At 69.5% G+C, this 15,091-nt stretch carries 12 protein-coding genes and 2 tRNA genes; 10 read left to right on the top strand and 4 right to left on the bottom strand.

Features of this window, described 5'->3' with window-relative positions; genetic code table 11:
- Positions 1-50: 50 nt before the first annotated feature.
- A complete protein-coding gene (locus ACFCVM_RS03570) occupies positions 51-824 on the top strand; it encodes a fumarylacetoacetate hydrolase family protein (RefSeq protein WP_375833928.1) in 774 nt (257 codons plus the stop codon).
- Between the two features lie 37 nt (positions 825-861).
- On the opposite strand, the gene ACFCVM_RS03565 is transcribed toward ACFCVM_RS03570, so the two are convergent.
- A complete protein-coding gene (locus ACFCVM_RS03565; RefSeq protein ID WP_375833925.1) occupies positions 862-1,893 on the bottom strand; it encodes an aminotransferase class V-fold PLP-dependent enzyme in 1,032 nt (343 codons plus the stop codon).
- 81 nt (positions 1,894-1,974) lie between these two features.
- Between ACFCVM_RS03565 and ACFCVM_RS03560 the strand changes: the two genes are divergently transcribed.
- From ACFCVM_RS03560 to ACFCVM_RS03545, 4 genes are all read left to right on the top strand, one after another.
- Positions 1,975-2,916: a LysR family transcriptional regulator gene (locus tag ACFCVM_RS03560; RefSeq protein WP_375833922.1), complete on the top strand. Its 942-nt coding sequence runs from the start codon at positions 1,975-1,977 to the stop codon at positions 2,914-2,916.
- An 11-nt stretch (positions 2,917-2,927) separates the two neighbouring features.
- The gene (gene gltX / locus ACFCVM_RS03555) at positions 2,928-4,442 is read left to right on the top strand and encodes a glutamate--tRNA ligase (protein WP_375833919.1); all 1,515 of its coding nucleotides are present in this window, start codon (positions 2,928-2,930) and stop codon (positions 4,440-4,442) included.
- A gap of 98 nt (positions 4,443-4,540) precedes the next feature.
- Positions 4,541-4,615, top strand: a tRNA-Gln gene (locus tag ACFCVM_RS03550).
- Positions 4,616-4,798: 183 nt separating this feature from the next.
- Positions 4,799-7,234, top strand: coding sequence for a transglycosylase domain-containing protein (locus ACFCVM_RS03545; RefSeq protein ID WP_375833916.1), 2,436 nt, complete (start codon positions 4,799-4,801; stop codon positions 7,232-7,234).
- 19 nt (positions 7,235-7,253) lie between these two features.
- Here ACFCVM_RS03545 and ACFCVM_RS03540 read toward each other — a convergent pair whose 3' ends face one another.
- Positions 7,254-8,942: a hypothetical protein gene (locus tag ACFCVM_RS03540; protein WP_375833913.1), complete on the bottom strand. Its 1,689-nt coding sequence runs from the start codon at positions 8,940-8,942 to the stop codon at positions 7,254-7,256.
- A gap of 374 nt (positions 8,943-9,316) precedes the next feature.
- Here ACFCVM_RS03540 and ACFCVM_RS03535 point away from each other — a divergent pair, with 374 nt between their 5' ends.
- Positions 9,317-10,786, top strand: coding sequence for a serine hydrolase domain-containing protein (locus ACFCVM_RS03535; protein ID WP_375833910.1), 1,470 nt, complete (start codon positions 9,317-9,319; stop codon positions 10,784-10,786).
- A 27-nt stretch (positions 10,787-10,813) separates the two neighbouring features.
- Here the strand turns inward: ACFCVM_RS03535 and ACFCVM_RS03530 are convergent, their stop codons facing one another.
- Complete coding sequence (locus ACFCVM_RS03530) at positions 10,814-11,449, bottom strand: MBL fold metallo-hydrolase (RefSeq protein ID WP_375833908.1); 636 nt, start codon at positions 11,447-11,449, stop codon at positions 10,814-10,816.
- Between the two features lie 63 nt (positions 11,450-11,512).
- Here ACFCVM_RS03530 and ACFCVM_RS03525 point away from each other — a divergent pair, with 63 nt between their 5' ends.
- On the top strand, positions 11,513-12,415 hold the full coding sequence (locus ACFCVM_RS03525; RefSeq protein WP_375833905.1) for a diacylglycerol/lipid kinase family protein: 903 nt from the start codon (positions 11,513-11,515) through the stop codon (positions 12,413-12,415).
- A gap of 99 nt (positions 12,416-12,514) precedes the next feature.
- A tRNA-Glu gene (locus tag ACFCVM_RS03520) sits at positions 12,515-12,587 on the top strand.
- Positions 12,588-12,744: 157 nt separating this feature from the next.
- Here the strand turns inward: ACFCVM_RS03520 and ACFCVM_RS03515 are convergent.
- A complete protein-coding gene (locus ACFCVM_RS03515; RefSeq protein WP_375833902.1) occupies positions 12,745-13,440 on the bottom strand; it encodes a TIGR00645 family protein in 696 nt (231 codons plus the stop codon).
- A gap of 253 nt (positions 13,441-13,693) precedes the next feature.
- Here ACFCVM_RS03515 and ACFCVM_RS03510 point away from each other — a divergent pair, with 253 nt between their 5' ends.
- Both ACFCVM_RS03510 and ACFCVM_RS03505 read left to right on the top strand, forming a co-directional pair.
- Positions 13,694-14,731, top strand: a complete 1,038-nt coding sequence (locus ACFCVM_RS03510) for a TerC family protein (protein ID WP_375833899.1) — start codon at positions 13,694-13,696, stop codon at positions 14,729-14,731.
- Between the two features lie 139 nt (positions 14,732-14,870).
- Positions 14,871-15,005 (top strand): hypothetical protein, encoded by a 135-nt coding sequence (locus ACFCVM_RS03505; protein WP_375833896.1) that lies wholly within the window; start codon positions 14,871-14,873, stop codon positions 15,003-15,005.
- Positions 15,006-15,091: the final 86 nt, after the last annotated feature.

Below are 15,091 nucleotides of genomic sequence, written 5' to 3'. Positions count from 1 at the left end.
CGATCGGTCCTGCGACTCGGCGGAAAGATCGCCGCGGGTAGGCTGAAGGCATGAAGATCGCGCGTTTCAGCCACGACGACACCATCGCATTCGGCATCGTCGACGAAGAGGAGCACGAGCTCGTCGTGCTGAAGGCCGACCCCATGTTCGCGGGCTACGAGCCCACGGGCGAGCGCGTCAAGCTCACCGACGCGAAGCTGCTGGCGCCCGTGATTCCACGCTCCAAGGTCGTCGCGGTCGGCAAGAACTACCGCGACCACGCGGAGGAGATGGGCGGCGAGGCGCCGTCGGAGCCGCTGCTGTTCCTGAAGCCGAACACCTCGGTCGTCGGCCCCGGCGATGCGATCGTGCTGCCGAAGCAGAGCGAGCGGGTCGAGCACGAGGGCGAGCTCGCCGTCGTCATCGGGCGCATCGCGAAGAACGTGTCGGAAGACGACGCTGAAGACTACGTCTTCGGCTACACGATCGCGAACGACGTCACGGCCCGCGACCTGCAGCAGCGCGACGGCCAGTGGGCCCGCGCGAAAGGCTTCGACTCCTTCTGCCCCCTCGGCCCCGTGATCGAGACGCACGTCGACTTCGAGACGGCCACGATCGAGACGCGAGTGAACGGCGAGAGCCGGCAGTCGGGCCGCCTCTCCGACATGGTGCACTCGGTCGCGTCGATCATCGCCTACGCGTCGAGCGTGTTCACGCTGCTGCCCGGCGATGTCATCCTCACGGGCACCCCGGCGGGCGTCGGGCCGATCGTCGACGGCGACACCGTCGAGGTCGACGTCACCGGACTCGGCACGCTCTCGAACCCGGTTCGCTCGGCGGCATAGCCCGGCGCGCGACGGGTCGGAGACGGTCGGGGTGCGCTCAGCGCCCGAGAGCGGATGCCGCGAGCTCGACGTCCTCGTCGTCGTTCCACACGTGGAACGCGACGCGAGCCCGACCGGCGCGCCCCGAAGCGGTGATGCCTGCGGCGCCGAGCGCGGCGAGGTCGCTGCCGTCGAGATCGGGCCACGCGACGATCGCACTGTCGGAGGGGGCCAGGTCGAGCCGCGAGCGGAATGCGTTCGCGAGCCCGACGTCGTGCTGCTGCACCTCCGCCATGTCGAGCGAGGCCGCGAGTTCGAGCGCCGCCTCCGCGCCGGCCCAGGCCTGCCAGGCGGGGGAGACGTCGAAGCGCTGCGCGCCCGCGGCGAGGTGCAGCTCTGGTCCGTAGCACGACGCCCACGGATCGCCGCCCGAGTACCAGCCGGCCGCGAGCGGCGTCAGCTCGTCGACCGCTCGGGTCGAGAACGCGGCGAACGCCGCGCCGCGGGGAGCGGAGAGCCACTTGTACGCGTGGCAGATCACGATGTCGGCGTCGAGCGAGTCGGTCGGCATCCAGCCGGTGGCCTGCGTCGAATCGACGAGGGTCAGTGCGCCGGCGGCCCGGGCTGCGGCGGCGACGGATGCCGCGTCGGCGACCTCGCCCGTCGCCGACTGCACGAGCGAGTACGACACGAGCCAGGTCGAGTCGGTCACGGCGCCCGCGAGCTCTGCGAGCGGCACGTGACGCACGCGCAGGTCGCCTCGGGCGAGGAAGGGGCCGATCACCGAGGAGAAGTCGCCGTCGACGCAGACGATCTCCGCTCCCACGGGTGCCGAGGCCGCCGCGATGGCGGCGAACACCGAGACCTGCGAACCCGTGGCGACCTCGCTCGGCGCGCGGCCGAGCAGCGTCGCCGCGTGCGCCCGGGCCCGGTCGTGGATCCGTCCGTACTCGACGCCGCACGCAGCGCCGGTCGACCACGATTCGAGGTCGCGTCGCACCGCATCGCGCGTGACGTCGGCCGGGAGGCCCATCGTGCAGGCGGCGAGATAGCCGCGGCCTGCGGCGTACCGCTCGCGAGTGTGGTGCATGCACCCAGTCTCGGGCGGTCTGATTCATTCGACAAGGCCCGGTGAATGATCACACACATGCGCTGAGGTTATGATTCATGTATGTCGGATGCCTCGATCGACGCCCTCGCAGCAGCCCTCGACCTGCAGACGGTTCGCGTCGTGCACCAGATCGCCGAGCACGGCTCGCTCACCGCGGCCGCCGAGTGGCTCGGCTACAGCCAGCCCGCGGTGAGCCAGCAGTTGCGACGGTTCGAGCATCGCACCGGCATCGCGCTCGTGGAGCGTGTGGGGCGCGGCATCCGATTGACGGAGTCGGGCCGTGTGCTCGCTCGTCATGCGCAAGACGTCGCCACCGCGCTCGAGGCCGCGGCCGGCGAACTCGCCGAGCTCCGCGGGCTTCGCGCCGGCCGCGTGCGACTCGTCGCCTTCCCCTCCGCCTCGGCGACGCTCGTGCCCCGCCTCATCGCGGCGCTCGCCGCAGCCCACCCCGGCATCGACGTCACCTACGTCGAGGCCGAACCGCCCGAGGCGGTGCAAGCGGTGCGCGCAGACCAGGCCGATCTCGCGATCACCTTCAGCTACCCCGGCGACCGCGACGACCCGCACCAGGCGAGCGCGCGCGGACTCGATGTGCGGGTCTACGGCGACGAGCCGATGCGGCTCGTGCTGCCAGCCGGGCATCCCGCCGCGGCATCCGACTTCGTCGATCTCGGGATGCTGCGGGACGAACCGTGGATCGCCGGCTGCCCGCGGTGCCGCGGACACCTGCTCGAGCTCGCCGGGGCCGCGGGATTCGTGCCGCGCATCGCCTTCGAGACCGACAACTTCGTCGCCGTCGAGGGCATGGTCGCGCAGGGGCTCGGGGTGGCGCTGCTGCCGGCGCTCGCGCTCGCCGCCTCGCCGCGGCACGAGGACGTCGTGGCCAGGCCCACCGCTCGCGCCGACGTGCGCTCGCTCCATCTCGTCACGGCGCGCGGTGCCGAACGGGTGCCGGCCGTCGCCGCAGCACTCGCAGCGCTGGAATCGCTCGCCGCTCGATAGCATTGAGGGGTATGTCTGAGACAGCTCACCCCACGACCACGGCCACCGGCAGCGACATCCGCGTGCGCTTCTGCCCATCGCCGACCGGAACGCCGCACGTCGGCCTCGTGCGCACCGCCCTGTTCAACTGGGCCTATGCGCGCCACACCGGCGGCACCTTCGTCTTCCGCATCGAAGACACCGATGCCGCTCGCGACAGCGAGGAGAGCTACGGTCAGATCCTCGACGCGCTCACCTGGCTCGGCCTCACGTGGGACGAGGGCATCGACGTCGGCGGCCCGCACGGCCCTTACCGGCAGTCGCAGCGCGGTGAGATCTACCTCGAGATCATCGAGCGGCTGAAGGCCTCGGGCCACCTCTACGAGTCGTTCTCGACGGCGGAGGAGATCGACGCGCGTAACGAGGCCAACGGGCGGCCGAAGCAGCTCGGCTACGACAACTACGACCGTGATCTCACCGACGAGCAGAAGGCGGCGTTCCGCGCCGAGGGCCGCCAGCCGGCCCTCCGCCTGCGCGTGCCCGAGGTCGATCTCGGTTTCGACGACCTCGTGCGCGGCCGCATCGACTTCCCGGTCGGGTCGACGATCGACTTCGTCGTCGTGCGCCCGAACGGTGCGCCGCTCTACACCTTCGTGAATCCCGTCGACGATGCACTCATGGGCATCACCGACGTGCTCCGCGGCGAAGACCTGCTCTCGTCGACTCCGCGGCAGATCGCGCTGTACCACGCGCTCATCGACATCGGCGCGACCTCGTTCGTGCCGCGCTTCGGTCACCTGCCCTATGTCATGGGCGAGGGCAACAAGAAGCTCTCCAAGCGCGACCCCGAGTCGAACCTGTTCCATCACCGCGACCGCGGGTTCATCCCCGAGGGGCTCATCAACTACCTCGCGCTGCTCGGCTGGGGGTTCTCGGCCGACCGCGACGTGTTCTCGCGCGAGGAGCTCATCGCCGCGTTCGACGTCGCGAATGTCAACCCGAACCCCGCCCGCTTCGACCTGAAGAAGGCCGAGGCGATCAACGGCGACCACATCCGTCAGCTCGACGTCGCCGACTTCGCGGCGCGAACGGTGCCGTACCTGCAGGCGGCAGGGGCCGTCTCCAGCCCGATCACACCCGCTGAAGAGGCGGTGCTCGCCGAGGGCGCGCCCCTCATCCAGGAGCGCATCGCCCTGCTGGGGGAGGCTCCCGGCATGCTCGGCTTCCTGTTCACGGATGCCGCGGGCCTCGAGTTCGACGAAGCCGCAGTCGGCGCCCTCACCGGGGACGCCCCCGCGGTGCTCGCTGCGGCGCGCGAGGCGCTCGACCGCCTTCCGGCCGAGGAGTGGACGCACGAGCAGATCGAAGAGGCGCTGCGCGCGGCCCTCGTCGACGGGCTCGCGCTCAAGCCGCGTGTGGCCTTCGGCGCGGTGCGCACCGCGATCTCGGGCCGGCGCATTTCGCCGCCGCTCTTCGAGTCCATGCAGATCCTCGGCAAGGTCGATTCGATCGAGCGCATCGACCGCTTGACGGCGCTGCTCGCGTGACGCGCGCGGGCGCCCGCCGGGTGAGCGCTGCTCAGTTTGGCGGGCGTCGCGCCGTAGGCTAGAGTTACATGTCGGCGCGGGACTTCGGTTTCAGCCATTGGGGTATGGTGTAATTGGCAACACGGCGGTTTCTGGTACCGTTGTTCTTGGTTCGAGTCCAGGTACCCCAGCCAATTTCTTGTGAAGAAGGCCCGGTCATCCGGGCCTTCTTCGTTTTCCGGAGCAACTCGTGCCGGGCGATCGGCCTGTGGGCTGGACTTCCGTGGTGTGCTGCGATTCCATTGAGTGTCGGCACCGTCCGAGCCCCCTACAGGCTCGGACGCCATCGTGAGACGTCGGCAAGGAATGGGTGAGCCATGGGTTCTGAGAACATGCGGAATCGTGACTTCCGAGAGACGCGTACGCCGCTCGGCGTCATCGGCGGCTTCGTCGGGCTCATCGCGGCGAGTGTCGGCGTGGCCATGCTCGTCGTGGCCGGCGTGACGCCGGCGATCGCGACCGTCGGCATCGCGGCATCCGGCAGCATCGGCATGTTCGAGAACCTCCCCGGCTACCTCGAGATCGACGAGCTCTCCGAGAAGAGCAACATCTACGCCACCGGCAATGACGGTGCGCCCGTGCTGCTCGCCTCGTTCTACGACCAGAACCGCGTCGAGGTCGGCTGGGACGCGATCAACCAGTACGTGAAGGACGCCGCGATCGCCGGTGAGGATCCTCGGTTCTACGACCACGGCGGCGTCGACCTCCAGGGCACGCTTCGTGCAGCGGTCAAGACCGCGACCGGCGGTCGCACGCAGGGCGGGTCCTCGATCGCGCAGCAGTACGTGAAGAACGTGCGCGTGCAGGAGTGCGAGGCAGAGGCCCACGTCACCGCCATCGAGGGCCTCACGGAAGACGAAGTGGCCGCCCTCACCTACGACGACCGCGCTGCGCGCGTCGAGGCCGAACGGGTCAAGTGCTACGACTCGGCCACCGAGTCCGACGGCAGCGCCGGCATCGAGCGCAAGCTCAAGGAGATGCGACTCGCGATCGGCGTCGAGAAGCGGTACTCGAAGAGCGAGATCCTACTCGGCTACCTGAACATCGCAGGCTTCGGCGGAACGGTCTACGGCATCGAGGCTGCAGCCAACTACTACTACTCGACGAGTGCGGCGAATCTCACGCTCGCGCAGGCCGCCTCGTTGCTCGCGATCGTCAACAATCCCGTGAAGTTCCAGATCGACAAGCCCGAGAGCGAGGACAACGGCGCGGCGAACGGGTATGCGAAGAACAAGGAGCGCCGCGACTACATCCTCGATCACATGCTCAAGGAGCAGAAGATCACGCAGGAGGAGTACGACGTCGCGTTCGCCGCGCCGATCGAGCCGGTCATCAGCGAGCCGAGCACGGGTTGCCAGACCGCTGAGACCTCCGCGTACTTCTGCGACTACGTGAAGAACATCCTGCAGACCGATCCGACCTTCGGCGAGGATGAGGAGACGCGGATGCGCAACTTCCGTCGCGGCGGCTACGACGTCTACACGACGCTCGACCTCGACCTGCAGGCCGCCGCGGTGAACGCGATCGCGCAGAACGTGCCCCAGACCTACCCCGGATGGGACGTCGGCAGCGTGATCTCGAGCGTGCAGGTGGGCACGGGCCGAGTGCTCGCAATGGCGCAGAACAAGGTGTACAGCCAAGACCCGAACGTGCTCGCGATCGGCCCGCAGTACACGAGCGTCAACTACAACACCGATTACACGCAGGGCGGATCGAGCGGATTCCAACCCGGATCGACCTACAAGGTGTTCACCCTCGCCCAATGGCTGAACGAGGGGCATGCGTTGAACGAACGCGTCGACTCGAAGCCGAAGTCGAACTGGGGGATCTTCCAGGACAGCTGCAACGGCCCGGTGAACGCGACGGCCGAGAAGTGGGCACCCAAGAACGACGCCAACGAGTCGGGTGGCAACTACTCCGCTCTCGAATCGACCATCGGGTCGATCAACACTGGATTCGTCGGCATGGCGAAGAAGCTGGATCTCTGCGGCATCCGCAAGACCGCTGAGGCGTTCGGCATGCACCGGGCCGATGGCGACCCGCTCCAGCAGGGGCCTTCGTCGGTTCTGGGCACGAACGAGGTCGCACCGCTCAGCCTCGCCATCGCCTTCGCCGGTATCGCGAACAACGGGGTGACGTGCACTCCGGTCGCGATCGATCGGATCGTCGACCGCGACGGAAACGAGGTGGCGGTACCCGCTTCGACCTGCACGCCTGCGGTCTCTCCCGAGGTGGCCGCGGCGATGCACTTCGCGATGCAGAGCGTGATGACGGGCGGCACGGCGACGGAGTCGAACCGCAACACGAATCCGCATGTGCCGCTGATCGGCAAGACCGGTACGACCGACGGCAACAAGGACACCTGGATGGCCGGTGCCAGCTCGAAGGTGGCGACGGTCGCCGGTGTCGTGAGCCTCTACGGCGACGCGAACCAGCGCGGCATCTCGTTCGGCAACGGCACCGCCGCGACGGCCCGTCACCGCATGTGGCCGATGGTCATGTCGGTGGCCGCCGCGAAGTACGGCGGCGACGCCTTCACGGTTGCCGGTCCCGGGCAGCCGGTCGCCCCGCCGCGCGCCCCGGCGCCGGGGAACGATGCCCCGCCTCCGGAGCCGACGACGCAGGTGCAGGGACTCGACGACGGCCAGGATTCCGGTGACGGCTGGCCCGACGCCGGGGGAGGCCGGGGCGACGGTCCGGGCGATGACGGACGGCGCGGTGGCCCCGGTCGCGGAGACGACCGAGGCCACTGACCCGACTGCCTGACCAGGCTCAGGCGGTGACCGACTCCCGTCGGGCGAACCGCACGCGGTGAGTGACCCAAGCGGCGATCGCCGCTGCGCCGACCCCGAGTGCGACGAGGAGCCACGGCACCATCGTCGCGGGGGAGACGCCGGCCGCTCCGGTCGCAAGCGTCTCGCTGCCTTCGGCGACGAGCGCGTTGCCGTCGCTCAGCTCGGCCGTGCCGTCGGCGAGATCTCCCGCGCCGGTCGAGAGCGTCGCGGCTCCCTCGGCGAGGGTTCCCGTGCCGGCGGCGAGGTCGGACGCGCCACGAGCCAGCGTGTTCGCGCCGGTCAGGAGGCTGCTCGCTCCGACCTGGAGTTCGTTCGCGCCCGACGAGAGATCGCCGGCGCCGGTCGAGAGGCGTTCCGCGGCATCGGACAGGCTCGTGGCACCTGCGGCGACACGTTGGGTTCCACTCACCAGCCCGTCGTCCTTCGCATCGAGCTCCATCGTTCCGTTGTTCAGGCGCGCGCTGCCGTCGGCGAGTTCGCCGGTCTTGCCGAAGAGCGCCGCTGCGCCGCCCGCCAGAGCCCCGTTTCCGGTGGCGATCTGTGTGGCTCCGTCGGCCACGGCCGCGGCACCCGCCGCGAGCGGAGTCGTGCCGCTCTCGACGAGCCCGTTCGTGCCGGCGACCAACGTTGCCGCGCCGCCGGCGAGCTTCGCAGCACCGTCGGCGATCGCGCCGACGCTGGCGTTCGCGGTACCGACCCCGGTGCTCACTGCACTCGCGCCGTCGGCAACCTGCGTCGCGGCGCCGGCGAGCGACTGTGCGCCGCTCGCCGCGGCGTCCGCCCCCTTCTTCAGCTGATCGATCGCGCCGAGGAGGGTCGCATCGGCCCCGCCGGCGACGAGCTGGGCCTGCAGATCCGCAAGGCCGGCCGAGAGGGTTCCGTTCGCCGTGGCCAGGCTCCCTGCGCCGTCGCGAACGGCGGACGTTCCCGTGGCGAGCGCAGCTGAGGCCGCCGCGAGCTCGTTCGTCCCAGCGCTGAGCGCCCCGAGATTCTGAGAGAGCATGCTCGCACCCGAGTGAACCGTCGCAGCGCCGGTTGCGACCGTACGCGCGCCCGCATCGACCGCCTTCGCGCCGTCGCGGAGCGACCCCGCACCTTGCGCGACGGAGGCGGATCCATCACCCAGAGCCTTGGCGCTCCCGGCCAGCCGTCCGTTGGCATCGGCGATCTGACGTGCGCCGCGGCTCACATCGGCGGCGCCGGATGCGGCCTTCGTGATGCCGTCGGAGAGCGCGACGGAGCCGGTCGCCGCGGCATCCGCGCCGTCGGCGAGCGTCAACGCACCGGCCGCGCTGGCGGCAGCGCCGTCGGCCAGGGTGAGCGCCCCGTTCGCTGCCTTGGTCGCGCCCGCGTCGAGCTTCGCTGCGCCGGCAGCCGCGGACGTCGCCCCTGCAGCGACCTTTTCGGCGCCCGAGGTCGCATCGCCGGCCCCGGCCGAGAGGTCGATGGCCCCGGCGGAGAGATCTTCGGCGCCCGCCGCCACCTTCTGCGAGCCCTCGCTGGTCTGCGACGCTCCGGCCGCGAGTTCGGCGGAGCCGCCCGCGATCTTGCTCGTGGTGAGCAGGAAGAGGGTCGTCATCGTCGCGAGCGCGAGCGCGAGCACGATGACGGCGATCTTGAGACCGACACCGTGCTGGTGCTCGGAGGCGGGTTCGATTCTCGTCATTGAGAGACTCCAGGTGTGCGGGCGCGCGCGAGAGCGCGCCGAGATGGGGGTGCAGGATTCGCGACCGGTGCCGTGGCCGCCGCCGTCGCTCGGCGAGGGTGGGCCGAGCGCGTGAGGCGCGGGGCGCGGCATCCGACGACGCCGACGTTGGCGCTGTCGGGGAGCGGAGCGACCCCGAAGTGACATGAACGTATCAGCGGCTGAGGTTTCGTCAACGTATGCCAGTGAAGTTGTGTGCGAATCACCAAAGGTTGCGCACCGCAACCGGTGCGGCGTTGTCGGAGAGCGACAGGTGCCCCTGGCGAACTCGTGCGAAACCTCCGACTTGTACGCTGGTTGGGGCTCCCGCCGGTGGGCGCCGCACGAGGAGCAGCATGACCGTCGCCGCCAGTACCCTGCACGCCGTCGAGGCCGTCTTCACCGATCGCATCGAGGCCGGCACCGCACCGGGCGCGAGTTGGGCCGTCTTCGACCGCAGCGGCATCGTCGGAAGCGGCGGCGCCGGTGTCGCGTCGCTCGATCCGGCGCGCCCAGCGCCCGGCCCCGACACGCTGTTCCGCATCGCGAGCTGCACGAAGAGCTTCACCGCGGCGGCACTGCTCCTGCTCCGCGATCGAGGCCAGCTCGAGCTCGACGCCACCGCCCGCTCGTTCGTACCCGAGTTCGTGCCCGAGATCCCGGGGGACCTCGACGTCGATCCGACCGTGCGCATGCTCATGACCATGTCGGGCGGCCTGCCCACCGACGACCCGTGGGCCGATCGCGAGGAGTCGATGACGCGCGAGGAGTTCAGCGCCACGCTCGCAGCGGGCATCCGCTGCGCCACGGTTCCCGGCACCGCGTTCGAGTACTCGAACCTCGGGTACGCGGTGCTCGGCCAGGTCATCGAGCGGGTGTCGGGCGCGACCTTCACCGACTTCGTGACGCACGAGTTCATCGAGCCGCTCGGGCTCGACATGCGGTTCGAACGGCCGTCCGACGCGGCTGTCCCGCTCGCAACCGGGCACCGGAAGGCCGAGGGCGACGGATGGCTCGCGCTCCCGTTCACCGGACCGGGCGTGTTCTCTTCGATCGGTGGGCTGTTCGCCAGCGCGAGAAGTCTCGCGATCTGGGGGAGTTGGCTTGCGGAGGCCTCGACGGGGGTGGAGCGCGGCCCGCTCGGTGCCGCGAGTCGGCGTGAGATGCAGCAGCTCATGCGCGTCGCCCCGAACCGTCACACCCCGCCGGCGCTCCCCGGCGCGGCATCGGCGCCGCCGCCGGTCGTGTACGGCTACGGGTTCGGCCTCTTCGTCGAGTTCGACGAACGGTTCGGTGCGATCGCGTCGCATTCGGGCGGGTACCCGGGGTTCAGCGCGCACATGCGCTGGCATGCGGCATCCGGTCTGGGCGTCGTGGCGTTCGAGAACGCGACGTACGCGCGGGTCTCGCAGGGGGCGGAACAGGCCCTCTCGATCGTGCTCGACGCGGCCGACCGACAGGCCCCGGTCACGCCGTCGCCCGCGCCGTGGCCCGAGACGCTCGAAGCCTCCGTCGTGCTCAGTGCGCTCGTGAACGACTGGTCGGATGCCGCAGCGTCGGCCGTGCTCGCGACGAACGTGGGTCTCGACGTGCCGTACGGCGAGCGACGGGCGGCGATCGAGGCGGCCTGGACCGCCGTCGGCGGACGCACCGGGGAGAGCCTCACGCCGGTCGATGCCGAGTGCGATTCACCCGACCACCTCGTCTGGTTCCTGCCGGGCGCGACGGGCAGGCTTCGCGTCGAGGCGCGGATGACGCCGCTCGCCGCGCCTCGCGCGCAGACGTTCAACGTGAAGGTCGAGAGCTCCGAGGCATCCGTCGACTGATCGGGGCCCGCGCGATCGGAGCCCGCGTCAGAAGTCGAGCGTGTCGCCCGGCTCGAGCGCCACGTAGTCGCCGCCGCCCTGCTCGGTCGCCCAGGCGAGGCGGGCGTTCGACAGTGCCTTCCCCGCTCGGGAGAGCACCATCTCGTGCGTCGGGAAGGCCCGTCGGGGCGCCACTTCGATGACGTAGTCCATGGCCTCGCTGATCTTCATCCAGGGGGCGCCGGCGGGCGCGGCGAGCACGTCGACGGGCACGCCCGGCACCGTGAACGAGTCGCCCGCGTAGTAGAGCGCGTCGTTCACGAGTACGCCGAGGTTGTCGATCACCGGGATCGACGGGTGGATCACGGCGTGCCGGCCGCCGAAGAACCGCAGTCGGAAGGGCTCGACGTCGACGACGTCGCCGGCCTCGACCGCCTCGACGGGGAAGCCCACGGCGGCATCGACGACCCCTGCCGGGCCGAAGATGCGCACCCCGGGGTTCGCCTCGATGATGCGCGTGAGCTGCTCGGGTGTCCAGTGGTCGTCGTGCTTGTGCGTGATGACGACGGCCACGGTGCCCGCCGATTCGGTGATCGGCGTCGTGAACTTGCCGGGGTCGATGTAGAGCTTGTCGCCGGAGTCCTCGATGGCGAGAGCGGCGTGTTCGAGCTTCGTGAGGCGCATGCTCCGAGCCAACACCTTGGCGTCGTCGGCGCGCAAGGCTCGGGTGCCTGTCAGAATCGCTCCATGTCCAGCACCCCACGGCGACTCCTCGTCGCGATCAACCCCGCTGCCTCCTTCGGGCGCAATCGCGCCGTCGGCCCCGCGGTCGCCGAACGGCTGATGCGCGAGGGGTTCGAGGTGTCGGTGCTGCGCGAGGCGAACTTCGAGTTGCTGCGCCGGGAGGTGGAGTCGGCCTTCTTGCTCGGCACCGACGGCCTCGTGGTGGTCGGCGGCGACGGCATGGTCTCACTCGGCGTGAACCTGCTCGCCGGCACGGGCGTGCCGCTCGGAATCGTGGCGGCCGGCACCGGCAACGACCTCGCCCGTGGTCTCGGGCTGCCGTTCGACGATCCGGCTGCCGCGACCGATGCGCTCGTCGAGGCGCTCCGCCGTCCGCCCCGCGTGATCGACGCGGGCCTGATCCGGCACGGCGAGTTGCGCACGTGGTTCGCCTCCGTCGTCTCGGCGGGGTTCGACGCCGTCGTCAACGAGCGCGCGAACGGGATGTCCCGCCCGAAGGGCCCGAGTCGCTACACGCTCGCGATGGTGCGCGAGCTCGTCACCTTCCGCCCGCGCAGCTACACGATCACGATCGACGGGGTGCGGCGCGAGCAGCGCGCGATGCTGGTCTCGGTCGCCAACAATTCGTCGATCGGCGGCGGCATGCGCATCGTGCCGCACGCCGATCTCGGCGATGGGCTGCTCGACGTCTTCATCGTGCACCCGCTGTCTCGGGCCCGTCTCGTTGCCGTCTTCCCGAAGGTGTTCGCGGGGCGTCACACCGACCATCCGGCCGTGGAATTCCTCACCGGGCGCGAGGTGCGCATCGAGGCCGACGACATCGTCGCGTACGCCGACGGCGAGCGGATCGGCCAGCTGCCGGTCGACATCGAGATCGTTCCGGGGGCGCTCTCGGTCTTCAGCTGACGAGCCGCGAGCGCGGCGTGCGGCGGCGAGCGGATGCTGCGGCGGCCTCGATTTTGCAGCGGCCCCGAAGCTGTGTCATACTCTTCAAGTTGTCGATTCGGCCCCATCGTTTAGCGGCCTAGGACACCGCCCTCTCACGGCGGCAGCGCGGGTTCAAATCCCGCTGGGGTCACGTATGTGACATGCGACAACACAAGCAGAAAAGCCCTCGCACTTGCGAGGGCTTTTCTGCGTTTCGGACACTCGGCGTTCAGCGCCGCCGAATCGCGTCGGCCGAACGAACCACGTCGGGGCGCGGCATCCGCTCGATGCCGTGCCCCGACGCCGGTTCAGTGGCGCGAGCCGGTCTCGACCGGTTCGCGCGCCGGGTCCGCCGCGCCGAGACCCGGGTGGTCGGAATAGGCGACGGGGACTCCGTCGTGCACCTCGTGCGGGGTGACCCGGTGGTACGACATGCGGTCGATGAGGGCGAGGGCGAGGGCCGACAGGATGAACACCGAGTGGATGATGACCTGCCACATCACGCCCTCCCACGTGTAGTCCTGCCCGGTCTCGGTGCCCTTCGCGACGCCGTCGGTCATGTCGCCGACTTCGATGAAGGTCTTCAGCAGGTGGATCGACGAGATGCCGATGATGGCCATCGCGAGCTTGACCTTCAGCACGTTGGCGTTGACGTGGCTGAGCCATTCGGGCTGGTCGGGGTGGCCGTCGACGTTGATGCGCGAGACGAAGGTCTCGTAGCCGCCGATGATCACCATGATGAGCAGGTTCGCGATCATCACGACGTCGATCAGGCCGAGCACGGCGAGCATGATGTCGGCTTCGTCGATCTTCTCGGGATGCGCGATGACGCCTTCGGCGAGGTGCCAGAGCTCGACCATGAAGACGACGACGTAGATCGTCTGGGCGACGATGAGCCCGAGGTAGAGGGGGGCCTGCAACCAGCGGCTCGCGAAGATCGCGTAGCCGACGAGGGCGGAGCCCGGGGTCGTGCGGTACTGGCGGGCGGGGGGTGTCGAACTCACAGGCACTCCTTGTCGTGGGGACCATGATTCTATTGGCGCGAGTCGAACGGAATCCTGACCGGGCATCGCCGGATCACCGCTCGTATTCGGCTAGACTCGCGAGAGCGAAGGGGAGTATCCCGCGGGGCCAGGCCTCGACCCACGATCGTCAGTACGAGCGCCATCGCCGCCGCTCCGGGCGTGGGACCTGCGAATCGGCAGGGGGAGAGACTTTCGGAATCCGTCGTCCCCGCATCCTCCGAAAGGCACCACGTTGCTCGAACTCCCCATCTGGTTCGAAGTCGGATCCCTCGTCGTCCTGACGCTGATCCTCATCGCCGACCTCCTGCTCGTCCTGAAGCGGCCGCACGTGCCGTCGATGAAGGAATCGACCCTCTGGGTCGTCTTCTACGTCGTGCTGGCGCTGATCTTCGCGGGACTCATGTACTTCTTCGCCGGCGGCGAGTTCGCCGGGCAGTTCCTCGCCGGCTGGCTGACGGAGTACAGCCTCTCGATCGACAACCTCTTCGTGTTCGTCATCATCATGGCGAAGTTCGCGGTGCCGAGGAAGCTGCAGCAGGAGGTGCTGATGGTCGGCATCATCATCGCGCTGGTGCTGCGCGGCATCTTCATCCTGCTCGGCGCCTCGCTCATCGAGAACTTCTCGTGGATCTTCTACATCTTCGGCGCCTGGCTCGTGTGGACCGCGATCCAGCAGGTGCGCGGCCACGAGGACGACGAGGAGAAGGACACGTTCATCGTGCGGATCCTGCGTCGTCGGGTCTCGATCACCGACGAGTACGACGGCGTGAAGCTCCGCACGGTCATCGACGGCAAGCGCTTCTTCACGCCGATGCTCATCGTCTTCATCGCGATCGGCACGACCGACCTGCTGTTCGCCCTCGACTCGATCCCGGCGATCTTCGGCATCACGCAGAGCCCGTTCATCGTCTTCACCGCGAACGTCTTCGCACTCATGGGCCTGCGCCAGCTGTACTTCCTGCTCGGCGGCCTCCTCGAGCGCCTCGAGTACCTCAAGTACGGCATCGCCTTCATCCTCGCGTTCATCGGCGTCAAGCTCGTGTTCCACGCCATGCACGTCAATGAACTGCCGTTCATCAACGGAGGCGAGCACATCGAGTGGGCGCCCGAGATCTCGACCTGGATGTCGCTGGGCGTGATCCTCGCCGCGATGGCGGTCGCGACCGTGGCGAGCCTCCTGAAGGCCAGGAGTGACGCGAAGGCGCGCGGGCACAAGCTCATGGACGAGGTGCCGCACTTCACTGAGGACTCCCACACCGACGGTCGCTGAGACCAGGCGCCCCTCGCGGAGTACACGCTCATGCCGACGTCCATGCGCGGGCGGCTGCCCGCCGAGGTGCTGCGCGAGGCCGACACGATCCCGCCACGCAGGTCGTACGCGCCGTGCTCGGGCCGATCGTCGACGGCCGTTGCCACCCGAGGCGCTCGAGCTCAGCCTCGTGCAGGTCGCGAACCTCGCCTTCGGGCTCGTGAGCCGACCCGCGCTCGACGAGATCGCGCAGCGGCTCGCGGCCCTCGACGAGTCGGAGTCGGCGGCGGGGTGAGCGGCTCGATCGGCCGGTCCGTTCCACATGCGTCATCGGGAGGGCCTCGGAGTTGCTAGCGTGGAGGCTCGGCGCCGGATGCACCG

This window comes from Agromyces sp. NPDC056389 (genome assembly GCF_042262385.1).
GTDB lineage: Bacteria > Actinomycetota > Actinomycetes > Actinomycetales > Microbacteriaceae > Agromyces.
Note: the sequence above shows the minus strand (reverse complement) of the source record. Positions and strands in the feature narration are given on the sequence as shown.